The following is a 16,971-nucleotide window of genomic DNA, read 5'->3' as shown; positions in this document are numbered from 1 at the left end:
TGTATAAGTGTACAATGAAAACTTAATAAGGAGGTGCTCCTGTGAGTGGTGATATTGCGTGGATAATCATTTATATTTGCATCCTTGTTGTATGTATCGTTGCCACATGGTTTATTGCTATTGCATATAGAAAAAATATTGCAGAAGCGAAGATTGGTAAGGCAGAAGTAGCAGCAAGGGAGATTATAGATGAAGCTCAGAAGGATGCTGAGGCGAAAAAGCGTGAGATTTTGCTTGAGGCAAAAGAAGATGCTTTGAAGACGCGGAATGACCTTGAAAAAGAAGTCAAGGACAGACGTGGAGAGATTTCACGAATGGAGAAACGAGTTCTCGCCCGTGAAGAAAGTATCGACCGTAAGACGGAAGCTATCGAGAAAAAAGAAGCAAGTCTTGCATCCAAGGAAGGTCAGCTTGAAAAGCAGAAGGCAAAAGTAGAAGAGCTTCAGGCAAGACGTTTACAGGAACTGGAAAGAATTTCAGGTTTAACCTCTGAACAAGCGAAGGAATACTTATTAAAAACTGTTGAAGATGAAGTAAAACATGAAACAGCAGTTATGGTCAAGGAATTAGAAACCAGAGCTAAAGAAGAAGCGAACAAGAAGGCAAAGGAATATGTTGTATCTGCAATCCAGAAATGTGCAGTGGATCATGTAGCAGAAACAACAATTTCACTGGTACAGTTACCTAACGATGAGATGAAGGGTAGAATAATTGGTCGAGAGGGTAGAAATATCCGTACTCTTGAAACCATGACAGGTGTAGATCTGATTATTGATGATACACCGGAAGCAGTTATTCTCTCAAGCTTTGATCCTGTTAGAAGGGAAGTTGCAAGAATTGCACTTGAGAAGCTGATTGTCGATGGAAGAATCCATCCGGCAAGAATCGAAGAGATGGTAGAAAAAGCGCAGAAGGAAGTAGAAACCATGATGCGTGAAGAAGGTGAAGCAGCAACCCTTGAGGTTGGCATTCACGGAATTCATCCTGAATTAGTGAGACTTCTTGGTAAGATGAAGTTTAGAACAAGCTATGGACAGAATGCATTAAAGCATTCTATCGAAGTAGCACATTTATGTGGTTTATTGGCCGGAGAAATAGGTGTCGATGTCAAAGTTGCGAAACGTGCCGGATTACTTCATGATATCGGTAAATCTGTAGATCATGATATGGAAGGCTCTCATGTACAGATTGGTGCTGACTTATGTAGAAAGTATAAGGAATCACCGATTATTGTAAATGCAGTAGAAGCTCACCATGGCGACGTTGAACCAGAATCCCTGATAGCATGTCTTGTACAGGCTGCAGATGCAATCTCAGCAGCAAGACCGGGTGCTAGAAGAGAGACTCTGGAGACTTATACTACACGTCTTAAGAAACTGGAGGATATTGCAAACTCCTATAAGGGTGTAGAGAAGACATATGCTATTCAGGCAGGTAGAGAGATTCGAGTAATAGTTGTTCCTGAACACGTTAATGATTCCGATATGGTATTACTTGCAAGGGATATTGCAAAGCAGATTGAAAATGAGCTGGAATATCCTGGACAGATCAAGGTTAATATCATAAGAGAGTCTCGCGTTGTAGATTATGCTAAGTAATTATTTTCAGCCTGTGGAATAAAATGTTCCACAGGCTTTTTTAGTGAATGAAAAATATGAAAAAATATGGATAGCTGGGAGGCAACAGATGGATCAGAAATTTATCAGAGAGAAAAAAGAACTGGCATATCATGCTCATATATTTGATGTATATAATGATTATTTGAGACTGCCGGATGGAAAACATGTAGTATATGATCTGGTCAATCATGTAGATGGCTGTTGTGTTTTGCCGGTGGATGAAGATGGAAACCTGATCCTGGTAAGTCAATATAGAAATGCGGTAGATGATATAACCTTAGAGGTTCCTGCCGGCTGTATGGAAGAGGGAGAAGATCCGGGTCAGTGCGCAGTCAGGGAATTGGAAGAGGAAACCGGATATATTGCACAGGAACTTCGATTTGTAACAAAGACATATCTTGCGATCGGTACCAGTAATGAGCAGACCTATATTTATATTGCAACCGATCTGAAAAAGGGAATCAGACAACTGGATCCGGAAGAATTTATCCGAATCCGGCGGCTTTCATTGGCAGAAGCCATGACTATGATACAGACAGGAGAGATCGTTGATTCAAAAACTATTATTGCAATCCTGGCATATGCTGTAGAACAAATGAAGAAATAAATACCAGATGCAGTATAGCAAAAATAAATCACCATGAGTATATCCAGACGAATCATAGTAGATGAGAATGGTGGTTTTATTGTTTGTTGCATATATTGGGACAGGAAAACATATGTATACGAGGGGGGATGATATGAAACGTAAATTTATATGGGCAATGTTCTGGATCGGCCTGATCCTTGGAACCTTGCTTGTAAACACACAATTAAATGTGCAGGAGATATTAGACCAGACAGGTATACAGACCGGAAAACAGGAACTGATCGCTTTGATCTGTAAAAGAATCGTGGAGCTGGTAGCGGTTGTAGCTCTTTTGAAGCTTGTTCCGGATAAAGCATCCGATGGTGCTCTTATGGGAATATCCGGACTGATCACCGGTATGATGGTTTCACTATATGCGATGAACGGAACTATGTTGTGTGCGTTTGCATTTTATATGATTGTTTTGATTATTGTGGGATTATATGCAATTGTTGTTAAAATTATATGTGGAACAACAGGAGAAGGGATGAGTCAGATTGCTGCTATGGTTGTCAGATTGCATAATTCTTTTTGGGGAACGGCAATTATTGTTACAATTTTATTACTGAATATTATTCTAGAAGTAAAAATTCTGAAATTTTTTTGAAAAAGTTTTACTACATGTGGTATACATAATTCTGTATAGACACATGATTTGGTGAAAACAAAGAAATTACGAAAAAACCTTGATTTTGCTTATAAAAATTATGTTTGATTTTATAGAAATTTGTATTTATAATGATATTTAGTCTACATAATAAGGGGAAAAATGCGTGGAAATTTACATAGAGAAATATGTTGATTATCTCAAAAATATTAAGAAATCAAGTGAAAATACAGTAGCTTCTTATCAGCGCGATCTTGTGAAGTTTTCTGATTTCTACCGGGAGAATGGAACAGAGGATATTCGTTCGATAAATGAGACAAATATCAACACTTATGTTCTGTATTTAGAAAAAAACGGAAAATCAATGGCTACTGTATCAAGAAGCATAGCTTCGATCAAGTCATTTTTTGGATTTCTTTTTCGAGAGAAAATACTGATGGATGACCCGTCAGTTAATATCAAGCCTCCAAAGATTGAAAAGAAAATGCCGGATATCTTAACGATAGAGGAAGTGAACCGGCTTCTTGACCAGCCGGGAGACCAGTCTCCGAAGGAAATTCGTGACCGGGCAATGTTAGAGCTGTTATATGCGACAGGAATCCGTGTATCGGAGCTTGTTACATTGAAGATTACAGATGTGAATCTGAAGATGGGTTACATTGAATGCCATGACCTCAGAAAGTCGAGAATTATTCCAATCGAAGATTCAGCACAGCGCGCACTTGATAATTATATCTCGAATGTTCGAGTCGATATGTGTAAGGATTCAGAATATTTATTCTCAAACTGCAAGGGAACACCGATGACCAGACAAGGCTTCTGGAAGATTATCAAGGTATATGCCGATAAAGCAGGAATAGATAAGGATATTACACCACATATGATCCGTCATTCGTTTGCGTCACATCTTGTAAATAACGGTGCAGATTTAAAGGCTGTACAGGAAATGTTGGGACATGCAGATATCTCAACGACACAGATTTATCTGAACAGCAGGCAGAGCCGCTTAAAAGAGGAATATCAGAAAGCACATCCGCGGGCATAGGCGGAATGAATATAGCAGAAAACGATAAATGTCAGTCGACGGGCTTGTTGGCTGGGCAAAGCATAAGTTGCGGAATGAACATAGCAGAAAACATATTTGTGGGCGGTTGTGCCGTATACAATGTTAATACGCAGCAAAGTATGGATTGTACGAAAAAAAGTACATGGAAATAGTTGCATCTTGTCTGTAAAATAGAATATAATCCTTTCGGTTGATAAAAGTTTAAAAGTGTAGAACGACAGGAGAAAGAAAAATGGAGAACAATTATTACTCACTGGTACAGATTCTGGAAAATAATATAAAGGCAGGCATCAATAAAGCAAACATGGGTCTGCTTAAGATGATATTACTTGGTATGTTCGCAGGTATGTTTATTGCGATCGGAGCAGAGGGGTCAAACCTTGCAGCTCATAATCTGACAGGTGTAGGCGTTGCAAGAACATTAACAGGCGTGGTTTTCCCGATCGGTCTTATGATGTTAGTTGTAACCGGCGGTGAGTTATTTACAGGAAACTGTATGCTGACAATGGCACTTGCAGACCATAAGATCAAAGCATTACAGATGATAAAAAACTGGGTTGTTGTATATTTCAGCAATATGCTTGGCTCTATACTGACAGCAGCTTGTGTATATGCTTCTGGTCAGTATGATTACTCAGATGGAGCACTTGGAGCATTCACGATCAAGGTTGCCATGGGTAAAGCAGATATTGATATCAGCAAAGCAATCTTTTCCGGTATCCTTTGTAATATTTTGGTATGTATCGCAGTATTGATGAGTAGTGCAGCGAAAGATCTGATCGGTAAGCTGTTTGGAGCATTTTTCCCAATCTTGATCTTCGTTATCTCAGGGTTCGAACACTGTGTTGCAAATATGTACTACATTCCGGCAGGAATCATTGCATCAGGCAACAGCAAATATTTAGATAAAGCCTGTGAGCTTTATGGATATACATCAGCACAGATTTCAGATACACTTACAGTTGGCGGTTTTGTTCATAATCTGCTGCCGGTTACGCTTGGTAATATCATTGGTGGCGGCATCGTCGTATCACTGGGACTGTATGCGGCGCATCTGGTGCTTGATAAGAAAGAAAAATAAAAAAGAAAACAGCATTTTGGATATGTTAAAAAGGTCTTGTAGTTATATATAACTACAAGGTCTTTTTTTGTAATTTTAAAATACTATATGTCAACATATATTTAGAAAATATAAATATATGTTGACATATATAATACGCATATGCAATACTACAATTGCAACCATTATATTGCATAAAAGGGAGGAAAAATGAAGAAGATAAAAAGGAATATAATATTATTGGCATGTTGTATTACATTATTTAGTTCATTTGTTGTTTCGGCAACATCGGCGAGTAACTCTATAACTAATGGAGCTGCAACATTAACAGGATCGGCTCGTATGTATGATTATAGTAAGAAAAAAGATAACTGCATCATGACTGCAGCATTGGGGGGAGGAAAGGCAACTGAAGCTACATCAGGTTCAATATCTGGTAAAATACAGGGTATAGATGTAAAAGTAAAAAGAATGGATACGGGTAATTTAAATAAAAAAAATAAAACCTATAGTGATTCAAAAATTGTTAGTGATGCATATTGTGTATTTACTGTTACAATATCATTAAAAGGTGCAGATTCTAAAGAAATATATGCACACGATTAATATATAATACAAGAAGATGTACATATAATGGTTGTAGATTATCAAAGGAAGTTAAAATGAGGATAAGAGATAAAGAATTTTTTAGGTTGTTTTTGGTCGTTTATACACTTATATTTATAATTATTTTTCAATGCTTTGATATTATTAATAAAATGCAGGCTGAGTTAAAGGGAAGGTTATATAATGGCAATTATTCTAATTTGGCAGGAATTGAAACAAAGTGTGATGTATGTATGAATCATCTTAAGGCAGAATATAATCAGGCGGGTGAACTTGAAGCTATGTCGATTGATGTTCCAGATAGGCATAGACAGAAGGAACATCTTGAAACTGCCAAAATGATCATAAAAGCAATGTATGGAAGAAAGTTCACGGTGTATTCATATGCCAATGTTCGGGTTAGTGGAATGCTTCAGGAAAGGTCAGAACTGGCAGTTTTTTCATTGAAGGATGAATTGCCATTTAATATCACTAAGGGGCGATCAATATGTTCGGACGATTTAGAGAAAAAAGCTCGAGTTGCAATTGTATCTGAGGATATGATAAATACAATGGTGAAAAAAGAAGAATATTATTACATAAAAATTAATAATGAAGAGTATCAAGTTGTTGGAATTTATGAACCTGTTGCAGATAAGGCAGATGTGTGTTTTGCCTATTTTCCTCAAACAGAATATCAATTTGAGGAATTCTGCAGGAATTTTATAGATAATATTTTTTCAATTTCTAATATGAAGTGGGGAATATTTGGAGTTTATATTGGATCAGAAAATAGTTTTGATATAAATGAAATAGATGAATTTATTTCGGAACTTGAAAAAATATCCGATACAACATTTGATATAAAAGTAATAGATCGTTCGATTGCATCACCGAATGAAAAAATAAAAGCGTTAATTATAATATATGTATTATTGTTATTCTTTTGTATTGTTGTTTATATTCAGGTGATTGATATGTTTACAAAAAAAAGATATAAAGATTATGTAATATATCGTGCCTGTGGTTGCAACTGCAATATGATCGCAAGAAGATTATTTATGGAGATGCTGCCAATGTTTATCTGTTCATTTATTGCAGTTTTTATTGCAAATAGCGTATATAATGTCTGGCTGACAGATTCTGTATGGTATAGTATTTCATATGATGGTGTTGCGTTTATGGCAGGAACATCTGTTGTTCTTGTTTATATGTCAATTTTCATCATAATTATGAAGTTGCGTCGGATTAATCTGGCAGAAGGGATTATGGATCTATAAATGAAACTTAGGTATTTATGGAAAATTACGTTGGATAATGAATGGAAACAAGGAATTCGAAGTTTTTTTAATGTTATTCTATATATTGTTGGAATTACAATAATTGGACTTCTGGTGTATTTTGTCAGTCTAGAAACAGATACGAAGAAGTCGGTAGAGCGTTCTATACGAAAAGAAATAAAAACATTAGGAAGCATAAGTGTTGAAGGGAATCCTTCAGATATTCAGTATAATTCAAATTTTGATCTTTTGAAAGTTGTTAAAAGTTTTAGTGGCATAGATGCATGTTCATCTGGATGGGGAAATGGTTCACTGGCAATATCCGGAGACTGGCGTATCGAATATGATGCATCGGAATACAGAGATGAAGACTTGAAATTACTGCAAGATATACAAAAAAAGAATGTTTATGATCCCGGATATGCAATACAGGGGAAAAGTTTGGAAACTACCTGGCTGGACGCTGGAGCGTGGGATATGATGAAAATTGATCTGCTGCAAGGCAGATGTCCTTCTGAGATTGATTATGCTTTATATGGTGATGCGATTCCAATCTATCTGGGGTATCGTTATAAAGATAAAGTGCAGCTGGGAACCCGCCTTATACATGGAGAAGAGGTTTATGTTGTAGAGGGGATTCTGAAGAAGAACAGTGTATTAGCTCCAAATAGTGATGATCTGATGAACATGTATCCGGAAGACCAGAATGCGATACCTTATCAAATACTTGATTATAGCATTTTGATAATTTTAAATTCAGAAATGGACAATACATATAATTGTTTTTTTACATTAAAAGATGGTTATTCATTTGATGATGTTCAAAGTTATCTGGATGCGTTAAATTTGAACCCGGATGTAGAATTTTACATCAATAGTGTAGAAAAATATCTGGATAATATGAGCAGGGAGTCAGAAAGGAAAGAAATGACTGGGTTATTTGTGTATGTCACTGTGATTGTGTGTTTGATTCTGTCGTGCTTTGAAATTAACACCATATTGGCACAGAGAAGAGAGTTTGGGATACTTCTTGCTTATGGGCTATCGCATAGAGATATTATAAAGATGGTATTGATTGATAATATAAAAAAATTGATCATTGCAATTCTGATTATGACGTGCGTAATAGCCGGTAAACTGGCAGCGGACATTATGGTAGAGAATATGACATTTTATATGCTGAAGAATACGATTTACAGTCGGTTGGTCTTGACGATTGGAATGATAGGGATATTGCTTGTTCTTTTGGTCTGTATTGTACCGTCAATTCTGTTAAAGAAAATATCTCCGGCGGAATTACTTGGAGGAAAATAAATGATTCAATTAAAAGAAGCAAAAAAAATATACAAAAATGGCAGGACAGAATATCCTGCGTTGAATGGGATAGACCTGACGATAGAAAATGGAGAATATGTTGCAATTATTGGAACATCCGGATCGGGAAAAAGTACACTTTTAAATATCATAGGTGGGATGGATCAGACAACAGATGGTCAGTATCTGTATGATGAAAAGAATGTTAGCAAAATGAATTCTCATGCGCTTCATTTGTTTCGAAAGGAATATGTGAGCTTTGTATTCCAACGATTTGCACTATTGAATCAGTATAGTGTATATGAAAATGTGGAAGTACCGCTTCTTGCAAAGGGAATAGAGAAGAATGAACGTAAGAAAAAAGTTCTTTCCGCATTGATGCAGGTTGGAATTCAGGATTTGTATAAGAAAAAGCCAAGTGAGCTTTCGGGAGGGGAACAACAGCGGTGTGCAATTGCCAGAGCGTTGGTTATGGATACTCCTGTTGTACTTGCAGATGAACCGACAGGTTCTCTGGATAAAAACTCAGGCATTAAGGTTATGAAGCTTTTAGAAGGACTGCATGAGCAGGGAAAGACCTTGATAATTGTAACACATGATATAGATATAGCAGAGCATGCTGATCGTATAATACAGATTGAGGATGGAAAGATTATTGCTGATACAAAAAAGAATTAAAAAATATTTATTATTGATAGGCGGAATTGTTATATTGCTTTCAGGTTGTGATAAAAAAGAAAGCAGTGATATGTTTGTGCTGGATCAGGAGAAAAAGTCGATACAGGGAGAGGTTCAAAATAGTGAATTAGGGGGAAAACTGAAAGTGCCGCAAAGCGTTGATTGCAAGATGGAAACAGAAGATGCCGACTTACAAGCAATATTGATATCAGATAAGTCTGTCTGTATTCCAGATGTAGAACAACTTTATACAATGAAGTGCAGCAGAGAGAGACTGGATGCATCATACAAAAAGAAAATTTCAGAAGCAATATTTGGCGAAACAGCCCTGTATATATATGATGGCAACCCATTAATATCTGAATGTGATGAACAAATCCAATATTGCAAAAATAAGCAAAATATTTCGGATACATTTTATAAACAATATTACCAGGCGAGTATAGAGGAGCTAGAGCAACAGAAAAAAACTGCACAGGAGATAAGAGAAAAGAATATTGATTTTTCGGCGGATCAGTACATTGGTATGATTAACGATCAAAAATATCTTCTTACATTTTATGGAAACGAAGACTATTGTGAATCCTTTGAACTAATGTTGTATCCGGAGAATTCAATGGAGAAATTTTTTGAGATTGATAACGGATATGGACTTGTTCAACCGACAGATATATTGTCTGAAAATGAGTTGCTGTATTCGGATCTTTTGAATTATAGTGAAAATGAAGAAGATCTTTCAGCCGGGAATCAATGTAGTAAAACAATAGAGGAAGCGATAGATACCGCTTTGGGCTATGCTGGTGCATGTGTCTCATTGCCTGTTGATACGGGATGTGTAGAACCATTTTGTGTATCCTATATAAAGGGTGAAACAGAGGAAGAAGTACTTTTGTGTGATGGATATTCTATAACATTTCTTCCGAAAATTGAACAAGTTACTCCTTTTGTGTCAGATTTGTATTATGTAGAAAGTATAGCAGGTCAATATGACAACAGAAATGACAGCCAATCAAGCATTATGACAAACGGTTTAATATTACGCATTGTAATATCTTCGAAAGGTGTGGTTGGCATTGGTTGTGTAATGCCGGTGAAACAGGATGAAAAAGCGAAAAAAGTGGAACGGCTTTTAACGTGGGATGAGATTATGGAAGCCTTGAAAAATGGCTTGCCGGAATACCTCAAAAAGCATGGTGCGTCATATTCGCAAATTGCATTTAATCATGTAGAACTAACATACTATTTAGAAGAAACAGAGGAGGAATATTGTTATATTCCTGTATGGCTTTTTGCAAATATTGATGCACAGTTACAGGTTCCAGATCAGCTTATTCTACTGGATGCAAGAAATGGAAGATTTGTAGAAATAAAATAATATTCCAGATATACAAAATACAACTGCCCCATATAGAATAACATTGTGAAGATTTCGTTTTTTCGATGTATATTGCCAGTAAATACAAGTGCTTGTTTGATCCGTAGGTGAGTTAACACAGGAGTATTACGAATCAGGCATATACATCGAATAGAAATTGCAACAAGTCATCTGTATGGGGCAGTTGGTTGTATGTGGGAAAGTCCATACTGTAGAGAACAGCAAATCTCACTATTTATAAAACTCCACCAGCTTGTCCATTCTTGCGGACATGTTGTCAAACAGCGCATTCATGATTGTGATCGCAGCCATAGATTCTACAACGACTACAGCGCGGGGACCGATGATTGGGTCGTGTCTGCCGCGGATCGACACATCAATATTTTCACCGGATTTATTGATTGTTTTCTGTTTGCTGGCGATCGATGGTGTAGCCTTGAAATGACAGGTGAGCAACAGATCAGAACCGTCGCTGATTCCGCCAAGGATTCCACCGGCATGGTTCGAGTTCTTATTTACAACACCATCTTCGATATGGAAACCGTCATTATCATAAGAGCCGGTATTTTCGGATACCATGACGCCATCCCCGATCTCAACCGCTTTTACGGCACCAATCGACATAAGGGCTTTGGCGAGATTTGCATCTAATTTATCAAAGACCGGATCACCAAGACCTGCCGGAACACCGGATACGATACATTTGACAGTAGAACCGATCGAATCATTTTGTGCCATGATATCAGAAAGATATGCAGATGCAGCTGCGCAGCTTTTTGCATCCGGCATGTTCAGTTCATTCTTTGAGATATAGTCTGCATCAAAGTCGGCAGGGTCGGATACGATATCGCCGATCGATGAGACATAGGTTGTAAATGAGATATTCAATGTCTTTAAGATCTTTGCAGCGATCGCACCGGCAGCAACTCTGCCGATCGTTTCTCTGCCGGAGGAACGGCCGCCACCACGGTAATCGCGAAAACCATATTTCTGGTCAAAGGTATAATCAGCATGTCCCGGACGATAGTAGGTAGCGATGTCACCGTAATCACCGGAGCGCTGGGAGGTGTTCCGAACCATCAGTGAGATCGGAGTGCCTGTGGTCTTTCCCTCGAATACACCGGAAAGGATCTCTACCTGATCGGATTCCTTTCTTGGCGTTGAGAACTGGGAGAAGCCCGGACGCCTGCGGTTTAAGTATACCTGAATATCATCCTCGGTAAGTGGAAGACCGGCAGGACAGCCGTCAATGACAACACCGAGTGCTTTTCCATGGGATTCGCCCCATGTAGTGATCTTGAATTTATTTCCAAATGTTGAACCTGACATAATAAGTAATCTCCTTCATGTAGAATAAACACAGACAGCATTTTACATTTGATGTGTCTGTGTCAGATGTCTGAAGAACAGTATATTTATATTGCTCTCCATATCGTCATGATGCTATTATATAGTAGTTGAAAAACAAAAAGCAACAGAAAATGCTTGTTATATAGTAGTTGAAAAACAAAAAATATGTTTTGTGCAGCCAAAAACACAGAAAACCCTGATTTTAAAGTTGACACACCTTTGAAAGTGTGGTAGTCTGACAAAGGTCAGCCTGTACTTAGTTTAAGGAGTCTCCGTCCTTTTACCCAGTTCAGGCCAAGTATAATATTATGGAGGATTGTTATTATGATAACAAAAGAGCAGAAACAGGAAATCGTTGCTAAGTACGGCAAGGATGCAAATGACACAGGTTCAGCAGAAGTACAGATTGCACTTCTTACAGCAAGAATCAATGATTTAAACCAGCATTTCAAGGCTAATCCTAAGGATCACCACTCAAACCGTGGTCTGTTAAAGATGGTTGGTCAGAGAAGAAATATGCTTGCTTACTTAAAGAGCAAAGACATTGAGCGTTACAGAAAGCTGATCGAGAGCCTTGGCTTAAGAAAATAATTTCTGCATCAGAGATAAGAAAGACAGGTTGTTCCAATGTATGTTGGGATGACCTGTTTTTTTTGGATTCAATCTTGTATTTGAGATATGAGTATGCTAAACTTTAAGAGATTGCGGCATGGCAATTCGAGACTACTACAAGACCGATCTATCAGGTATGTCTTGTAGTTGTTTCGAGCCTGCTGCGGTTAATAATAGAAAACAGGAGAAAAGAAAATGAGCAAAGAATTCAAGACTTATTCTATGGACATTGCCGGCAAGACACTTCGCGTCGATATCGGCAGAGTAGCAGCACAGGCAAATGGCGCTGCATTTATGCATTATGGTGATACAACTGTATTATCAACAATCACAGCTTCTGAGAAGCCAAGAGACGGAATCGACTTTTTCCCATTAAGCGTTGAGTATGAAGAGAAGATGTATGCAGTAGGAAAGATCCCTGGCGGATTCAACAAGAGAGAGGGAAAAGCATCTGAGAACGCAGTACTTACATCCCGTGTTATCGACCGTCCGATGCGTCCGTTATTCCCTAAGGATTACAGAAATGATGTTACATTGAACAACCTTGTTACATCTGTTGATCCTGAGTGCAGACCGGAGCTGGTTGCCATGCTTGGTTCTGCTATCGCAACTGCAATTTCAGATGTTCCATTCTGTGGACCATGTGCAATGACACAGGTTGGTATGATCGATGGAGAATTCATCATTAACCCATCTCAGAAACAGTGGGATGAGGGTGATCTGAAGCTTACAGTTGCATCTACAAGCACAAAGGTTATCATGATCGAGGCTGGTGCAAATGAGATTCCTGAAGACAAGATGATCGAAGCAATCTATAAGGCACATGATGTAAACCTTTCTATCATTGAATTCATCAACAAGATGGTAGAAGAAGTTGGTAAGCCAAAGCATGATTATGTAAGCTGCGCAATTCCGGAAGAATTATTTGCAGCTATGAAAGAGATCGTAACTCCTGCTGAGATGGAAGTCGCTGTATTTACAGATGAGAAGCAGGTAAGAGAAGAAAATATCAGACAGATCAGAGAGAAGTTCGAAGAAGCATTTGCTGACAATGAAGAATGGCTTGCTCTGATCCCTGAAGCATTATATCAGTATCAGAAGAAGACAGTAAGAAAGATGATCTTAAAAGATCGTAAGAGACCGGATGGACGTGCGATCAACCAGATCAGACCACTTGCTGCAGAGGTTGATATCATCCCTAGAGTACATGGTTCTGCAATGTTCACTCGTGGACAGACACAGATCTGCGATATCGTAACACTTGCTCCATTATCAGAGATCCAGAAGATCGATGGATTAGATGAGAATGTAGTATCCAAGAGATACATGCATCACTATAATTTCCCATCATATTCTGTAGGTGAGACAAAGGTATCCAGAGGACCGGGACGTCGTGAGATCGGACATGGTGCACTTGCTGAACGTGCATTACTTCCTGTATTACCATCTATAGAAGAGTTCCCATATGCGATCCGTGCCGTATCTGAGACATTTGAGTCAAATGGTTCTACTTCCATGGCATCTACCTGTGCATCCTGTATGTCACTGATGGCTGCCGGTGTACCATTAAAGTCAATGGTTGCAGGTATTTCCTGTGGTCTGGTTACAGGTGATACAGATGATGATTATGTAGTATTAACAGATATTCAGGGCCTGGAAGATTTCTTCGGAGATATGGACTTCAAGGTAACAGGTACTTATAAGGGTATCACAGCAATCCAGATGGATATCAAGATCCACGGACTGACAAGACCGATTGTAGAAGAAGCTATCGCAAGAACAAGAGAAGCAAGATTATTCATTATGGATGGCGTTATGAGCAGTGCAATTCCTGCACCAAGAACACATGTTAATGAATTTGCTCCAAAGATCGTTCAGATCAAGATCGATCCTGATAAGATCGGTGAAGTAATTGGTCAGAGAGGAAAGACAATCAATACGATCATCGAGGAGACAGGCGTTAAGATCGATATTGATGATGACGGAAACGTATCTGTATGCGGCGTTGATCAGGAGAGCATGGACAAGGCTATGAACATGATCAAGATGATCGTTGAGCCACTTGTTGTTGGTGATGACTACAAGGGTAAGGTTGTTAAGATTCTTGACTGTGGCGCAATCGTTTCACTTGCACCAAACAAAGATGGTCTGATCCACATTTCAAAGCTTTCTGACAAGAGAGTTGCAAAGGTAGAAGACGTTGTAAATGTAGGCGACGACGTTGTTGTTAAGGTTATCAAGATCGACGAAAGAGCTGGACGTATCAGCCTCAGCTTAAAGGACGTTGAGAATAAATAAAAAACAAAAAAATATACGGGAGGGTATGTGTGTGAAATACGGACATTTTGATGAAGCCAGAAAAGAATATGTAATAGACAGACCGGATACTCCTGCACCTTGGGCGAACTACCTTGGTTCGCCTGCCTATGGTGCGATTATCTCCAATAATGCAGGTGGTTACAGCTTTGAAAAGAGTGGTGCGAATGGAAGAATCATCCGTTACATCTTCAACAGCTTTGACCAGCCGGGAAGATATGTATACTTAAGAGATGACGATACTTCAGATTTCTGGTCAGCATCCTGGCAGCCGGTAGGCAAGAGCCTGAATGAATACAAGAGCGAGTGTCATCACGGAACTGCTTATACCAATATCATGGCAGATTATTCCGGTATCCATTCTGAGGTACTTTATTATGTACCGCTGGATAAGACACATGAGGTATGGAATGTAACTCTTACAAACAAATCCAATAAGACCAGACATCTGTCTGCAATCGGTTTCTGTGAATTTACAAACGACTGCAACTATGAGCAGGATCAGGTAAACTTACAGTATACATTATTTATTTCAAGAACCTACTACAGAGATCAGAAGATCCTTCAGGTGATCAATGAGAATGTAGTGAATGATTCAGTGGATGGAAATGCTGTAAACAAGCGTTTCTTCGGACTTGCAGGCAGTGAAGTTGCTTCTTACTGTGGAGATAAAGAAGAATTCCTTGGCATGTATCACACATATGCTGATCCGGTTGCTGTTATCAATGGTGACTGTGGTAATAAATTAAATTATAACGAGAATTCCTGTGGTGCACTTCAGACAAAGATCACACTTGAGCCGGGCGAATCAAAGACATTTTCATTTATTCTTGGCATGAAGGATGAAGCTACAGCAAATGAGATCATGAAAGCCTATGAAGATGAGAAGACTTGTGCTGCAGAGCTTCAGGAGCTGATCGATTACTGGCATGGCAAGTTAGATAACTTCCAGGTTAAGACACCGAGCGAGTCATTTAACAACATGATCAATACATGGAATTCTTATCAGTGCTTTATGACCTTTATCTGGTCAAGAGCTGCATCCTTTACATACTGTGGTCTGAGAAACGGTTATGGCTACAGAGATACCGTACAGGATATTCAGGGTATCATCCATCTTGCACCGGAAATGGCGCTGGAAAAGATTCGTTTCATGTTATCCGCTCAGGTAGATAATGGTGGCGGACTTCCGCTGGTTAAGTACACACACAACCCTGGTCATGAGGATACACCGGATGATCCATCTTATGTAAAAGAGACCGGACATCCTGCATATCGTGCAGATGATGCATTATGGTTATTCCCGACCATTTACAAATATATCGCAGAGTCAGGTAATATCGGCTTTATAGATGAGGTTATCCCATTTGCAAATAAGGATGAAGGAACTGTATACGAGCATTTGAAGAGAGCAATCGACTTCTCTATGAACCGTCTGGGTGACAATGGAATGCCTGCAGGACTTCATGCGGACTGGAACGACTGCTTAAGACTTGGCAAGCGTGGAGAATCTACATTTGTAGCAATGCAGCTTTATTATGCAATGACTGTAATTAAGTATTTTGCAGAGTTAAAAGACGATGCAGATTATATTGACTATATCAATGAGATCCAGTATAAGATGGGTAACACAATTCAGGAGAAATGCTGGGAAGATGACCGTTATATCCGTGGATATAAAGAGGGCGGTATGGTGATCGGTTCCAAGAATGATCCTGAAGCAAGCATGTGGCTGAACCCTCAGTCATGGGCAGTTATCAGCGGTCTTGCTACCAGAGAACAGAGCGAGCTTGCATTGGAATCTGTTCACAGAGAATTAAATACACCATATGGTGTCAGACTGATGTTCCCACCATATAAGAAACATGCGTTTGACGGAGCGTTAATGCTTCTGTTCAATGCAGGAACAAAGGAGAATGCAGGTATCTTCTCACAGCCACAGGGCTGGATCATCCTTGCTGAAGCATTGATGGGACATGGTAATCGTGCATTTGAATACTTTGACGAGAGCTCACCGGCATCTATGAATGATAAGGCCGAGGTTCGTAAGTTAGAGCCTTACTGCCATGGTCAGTTCACGGAGTCAGTTGGAAGTCCTTATGAAGGCCGTTCCCATGTTCACTGGCTGACAGGAACAGCATCTACCTGTATGGTTGGATGTGTTGAGGGTATCATGGGTATGCGCCCTGATTTCTACGGAATTAAGATCGCACCTGCAGTACCATCTGACTGGAAAGAGTTCAATATCACAAAGAACTATCGTGGCAAGAAGTTAAATATTCATGTTACAAATCCGGACGGACATGAAAGTGGCTGCCAGAGCATGACTGTAAATGGAAAGGTAATGGAAGATAACTACATTCGGTTTGATGAACTGGATGATGTAAATGAGATTACACTCGTTATGTAATTTATGAATAATTTCATATAAAGTATCAAACAATAGGCAGGAAGAAATGAAAAATCTTCCTGCCTGTTATT

General features: G+C 38.8%; 14 protein-coding genes. 13 read left to right on the top strand and 1 reads right to left on the bottom strand.

Features of this window, described 5'->3' with window-relative positions; translation table 11 throughout:
* Positions 1-41 precede the first annotated feature (41 nt).
* From rny to DWW85_RS04190, 10 genes are all read left to right on the top strand, one after another.
* Positions 42-1,598: a ribonuclease Y gene (gene rny, locus DWW85_RS04235; protein WP_021943791.1), complete on the top strand. Its 1,557-nt coding sequence runs from the start codon at positions 42-44 to the stop codon at positions 1,596-1,598.
* Between the two features lie 88 nt (positions 1,599-1,686).
* Complete coding sequence (locus DWW85_RS04230; protein ID WP_117807618.1) at positions 1,687-2,226, top strand: NUDIX hydrolase; 540 nt, start codon at positions 1,687-1,689, stop codon at positions 2,224-2,226.
* Between the two features lie 133 nt (positions 2,227-2,359).
* Complete coding sequence (locus DWW85_RS04225) at positions 2,360-2,854, top strand: hypothetical protein (RefSeq protein ID WP_147340246.1); 495 nt, start codon at positions 2,360-2,362, stop codon at positions 2,852-2,854.
* A 166-nt stretch (positions 2,855-3,020) separates the two neighbouring features.
* Complete coding sequence (gene xerD, locus DWW85_RS04220; RefSeq protein ID WP_117807616.1) at positions 3,021-3,899, top strand: site-specific tyrosine recombinase XerD; 879 nt, start codon at positions 3,021-3,023, stop codon at positions 3,897-3,899.
* Between the two features lie 253 nt (positions 3,900-4,152).
* Positions 4,153-5,001, top strand: coding sequence for a formate/nitrite transporter family protein (locus DWW85_RS04215; protein WP_117807615.1), 849 nt, complete (start codon positions 4,153-4,155; stop codon positions 4,999-5,001).
* Between the two features lie 189 nt (positions 5,002-5,190).
* Positions 5,191-5,586 (top strand): hypothetical protein, encoded by a 396-nt coding sequence (locus DWW85_RS04210; protein WP_117807614.1) that lies wholly within the window; start codon positions 5,191-5,193, stop codon positions 5,584-5,586.
* A 56-nt stretch (positions 5,587-5,642) separates the two neighbouring features.
* Positions 5,643-6,845 (top strand): ABC transporter permease, encoded by a 1,203-nt coding sequence (locus DWW85_RS04205; RefSeq protein WP_117807613.1) that lies wholly within the window; start codon positions 5,643-5,645, stop codon positions 6,843-6,845.
* Positions 6,846-8,159, top strand: a complete 1,314-nt coding sequence (locus tag DWW85_RS04200) for an ABC transporter permease (protein WP_117807612.1) — start codon at positions 6,846-6,848, stop codon at positions 8,157-8,159. It abuts the gene before it with no gap.
* Positions 8,160-8,837 carry an ABC transporter ATP-binding protein gene (locus DWW85_RS04195; protein WP_117807611.1) on the top strand — a complete coding sequence of 226 codons (678 nt, stop codon included), beginning with the start codon at positions 8,160-8,162 and terminating at the stop codon, positions 8,835-8,837.
* The gene (locus DWW85_RS04190) at positions 8,803-10,212 is read left to right on the top strand and encodes a hypothetical protein (RefSeq protein ID WP_117807610.1); all 1,410 of its coding nucleotides are present in this window, start codon (positions 8,803-8,805) and stop codon (positions 10,210-10,212) included. The genes DWW85_RS04195 and DWW85_RS04190 overlap by 35 nt, the downstream gene beginning before the upstream one ends.
* 231 nt (positions 10,213-10,443) lie before the next feature.
* Here the strand turns inward: DWW85_RS04190 and aroC are convergent, their stop codons facing one another.
* Positions 10,444-11,541, bottom strand: a complete 1,098-nt coding sequence (gene aroC, locus DWW85_RS04185; RefSeq protein WP_117807609.1) for a chorismate synthase — start codon at positions 11,539-11,541, stop codon at positions 10,444-10,446.
* A gap of 345 nt (positions 11,542-11,886) precedes the next feature.
* Between aroC and rpsO the strand changes: the two genes are divergently transcribed.
* The 3 genes from rpsO to DWW85_RS04170 all read left to right on the top strand — a co-directional run bounded on the left by rpsO (position 11,887) and on the right by DWW85_RS04170 (position 16,900).
* Entirely contained in the window at positions 11,887-12,153 is a 267-nt protein-coding gene (gene rpsO / locus DWW85_RS04180) for a 30S ribosomal protein S15 (RefSeq protein WP_008400751.1), read from the top strand.
* 216 nt (positions 12,154-12,369) lie between these two features.
* Positions 12,370-14,472: a polyribonucleotide nucleotidyltransferase gene (locus tag DWW85_RS04175; protein ID WP_117807608.1), complete on the top strand. Its 2,103-nt coding sequence runs from the start codon at positions 12,370-12,372 to the stop codon at positions 14,470-14,472.
* A 31-nt stretch (positions 14,473-14,503) separates the two neighbouring features.
* Entirely contained in the window at positions 14,504-16,900 is a 2,397-nt protein-coding gene (locus DWW85_RS04170; protein WP_117807607.1) for a N,N'-diacetylchitobiose phosphorylase, read from the top strand.
* Positions 16,901-16,971 lie beyond the last annotated feature (71 nt).

Source organism: Clostridium sp. AF17-21AC, assembly GCF_003461365.1.
Classification (GTDB): Bacteria; Bacillota; Clostridia; order Lachnospirales; family Lachnospiraceae; genus Coprococcus; species Coprococcus ammoniilyticus.
The sequence above is the reverse complement of the archived record's forward strand: the minus strand, read 5'-3'. Positions and strand labels throughout refer to the sequence as shown.

Bases quoted from the DNA above. Each gene is read 5' to 3' on its own strand.
- DWW85_RS04230 (WP_117807618.1), top strand. From the start codon at position 1,687: ATGGATCAGAAATTTATCAGAGAGAAAAAAGAACTGGCATATCATGCT.
- DWW85_RS04175 (WP_117807608.1), top strand. From the start codon at position 12,370: ATGAGCAAAGAATTCAAGACTTATTCTATGGACATTGCCGGCAAGACA.
- DWW85_RS04225 (WP_147340246.1), top strand. From the start codon at position 2,360: ATGAAACGTAAATTTATATGGGCAATGTTCTGGATCGGCCTGATCCTT.
- aroC (WP_117807609.1), bottom strand. From the start codon at position 11,541: ATGTCAGGTTCAACATTTGGAAATAAATTCAAGATCACTACATGGGGC.
- DWW85_RS04200 (WP_117807612.1), top strand. From the start codon at position 6,846: ATGAAACTTAGGTATTTATGGAAAATTACGTTGGATAATGAATGGAAA.
- DWW85_RS04195 (WP_117807611.1), top strand. From the start codon at position 8,160: ATGATTCAATTAAAAGAAGCAAAAAAAATATACAAAAATGGCAGGACA.
- DWW85_RS04205 (WP_117807613.1), top strand. From the start codon at position 5,643: ATGAGGATAAGAGATAAAGAATTTTTTAGGTTGTTTTTGGTCGTTTAT.
- DWW85_RS04215 (WP_117807615.1), top strand. From the start codon at position 4,153: ATGGAGAACAATTATTACTCACTGGTACAGATTCTGGAAAATAATATA.
- DWW85_RS04210 (WP_117807614.1), top strand. From the start codon at position 5,191: ATGAAGAAGATAAAAAGGAATATAATATTATTGGCATGTTGTATTACA.
- rpsO (WP_008400751.1), top strand. From the start codon at position 11,887: ATGATAACAAAAGAGCAGAAACAGGAAATCGTTGCTAAGTACGGCAAG.
- DWW85_RS04190 (WP_117807610.1), top strand. From the start codon at position 8,803: ATGGAAAGATTATTGCTGATACAAAAAAGAATTAAAAAATATTTATTA.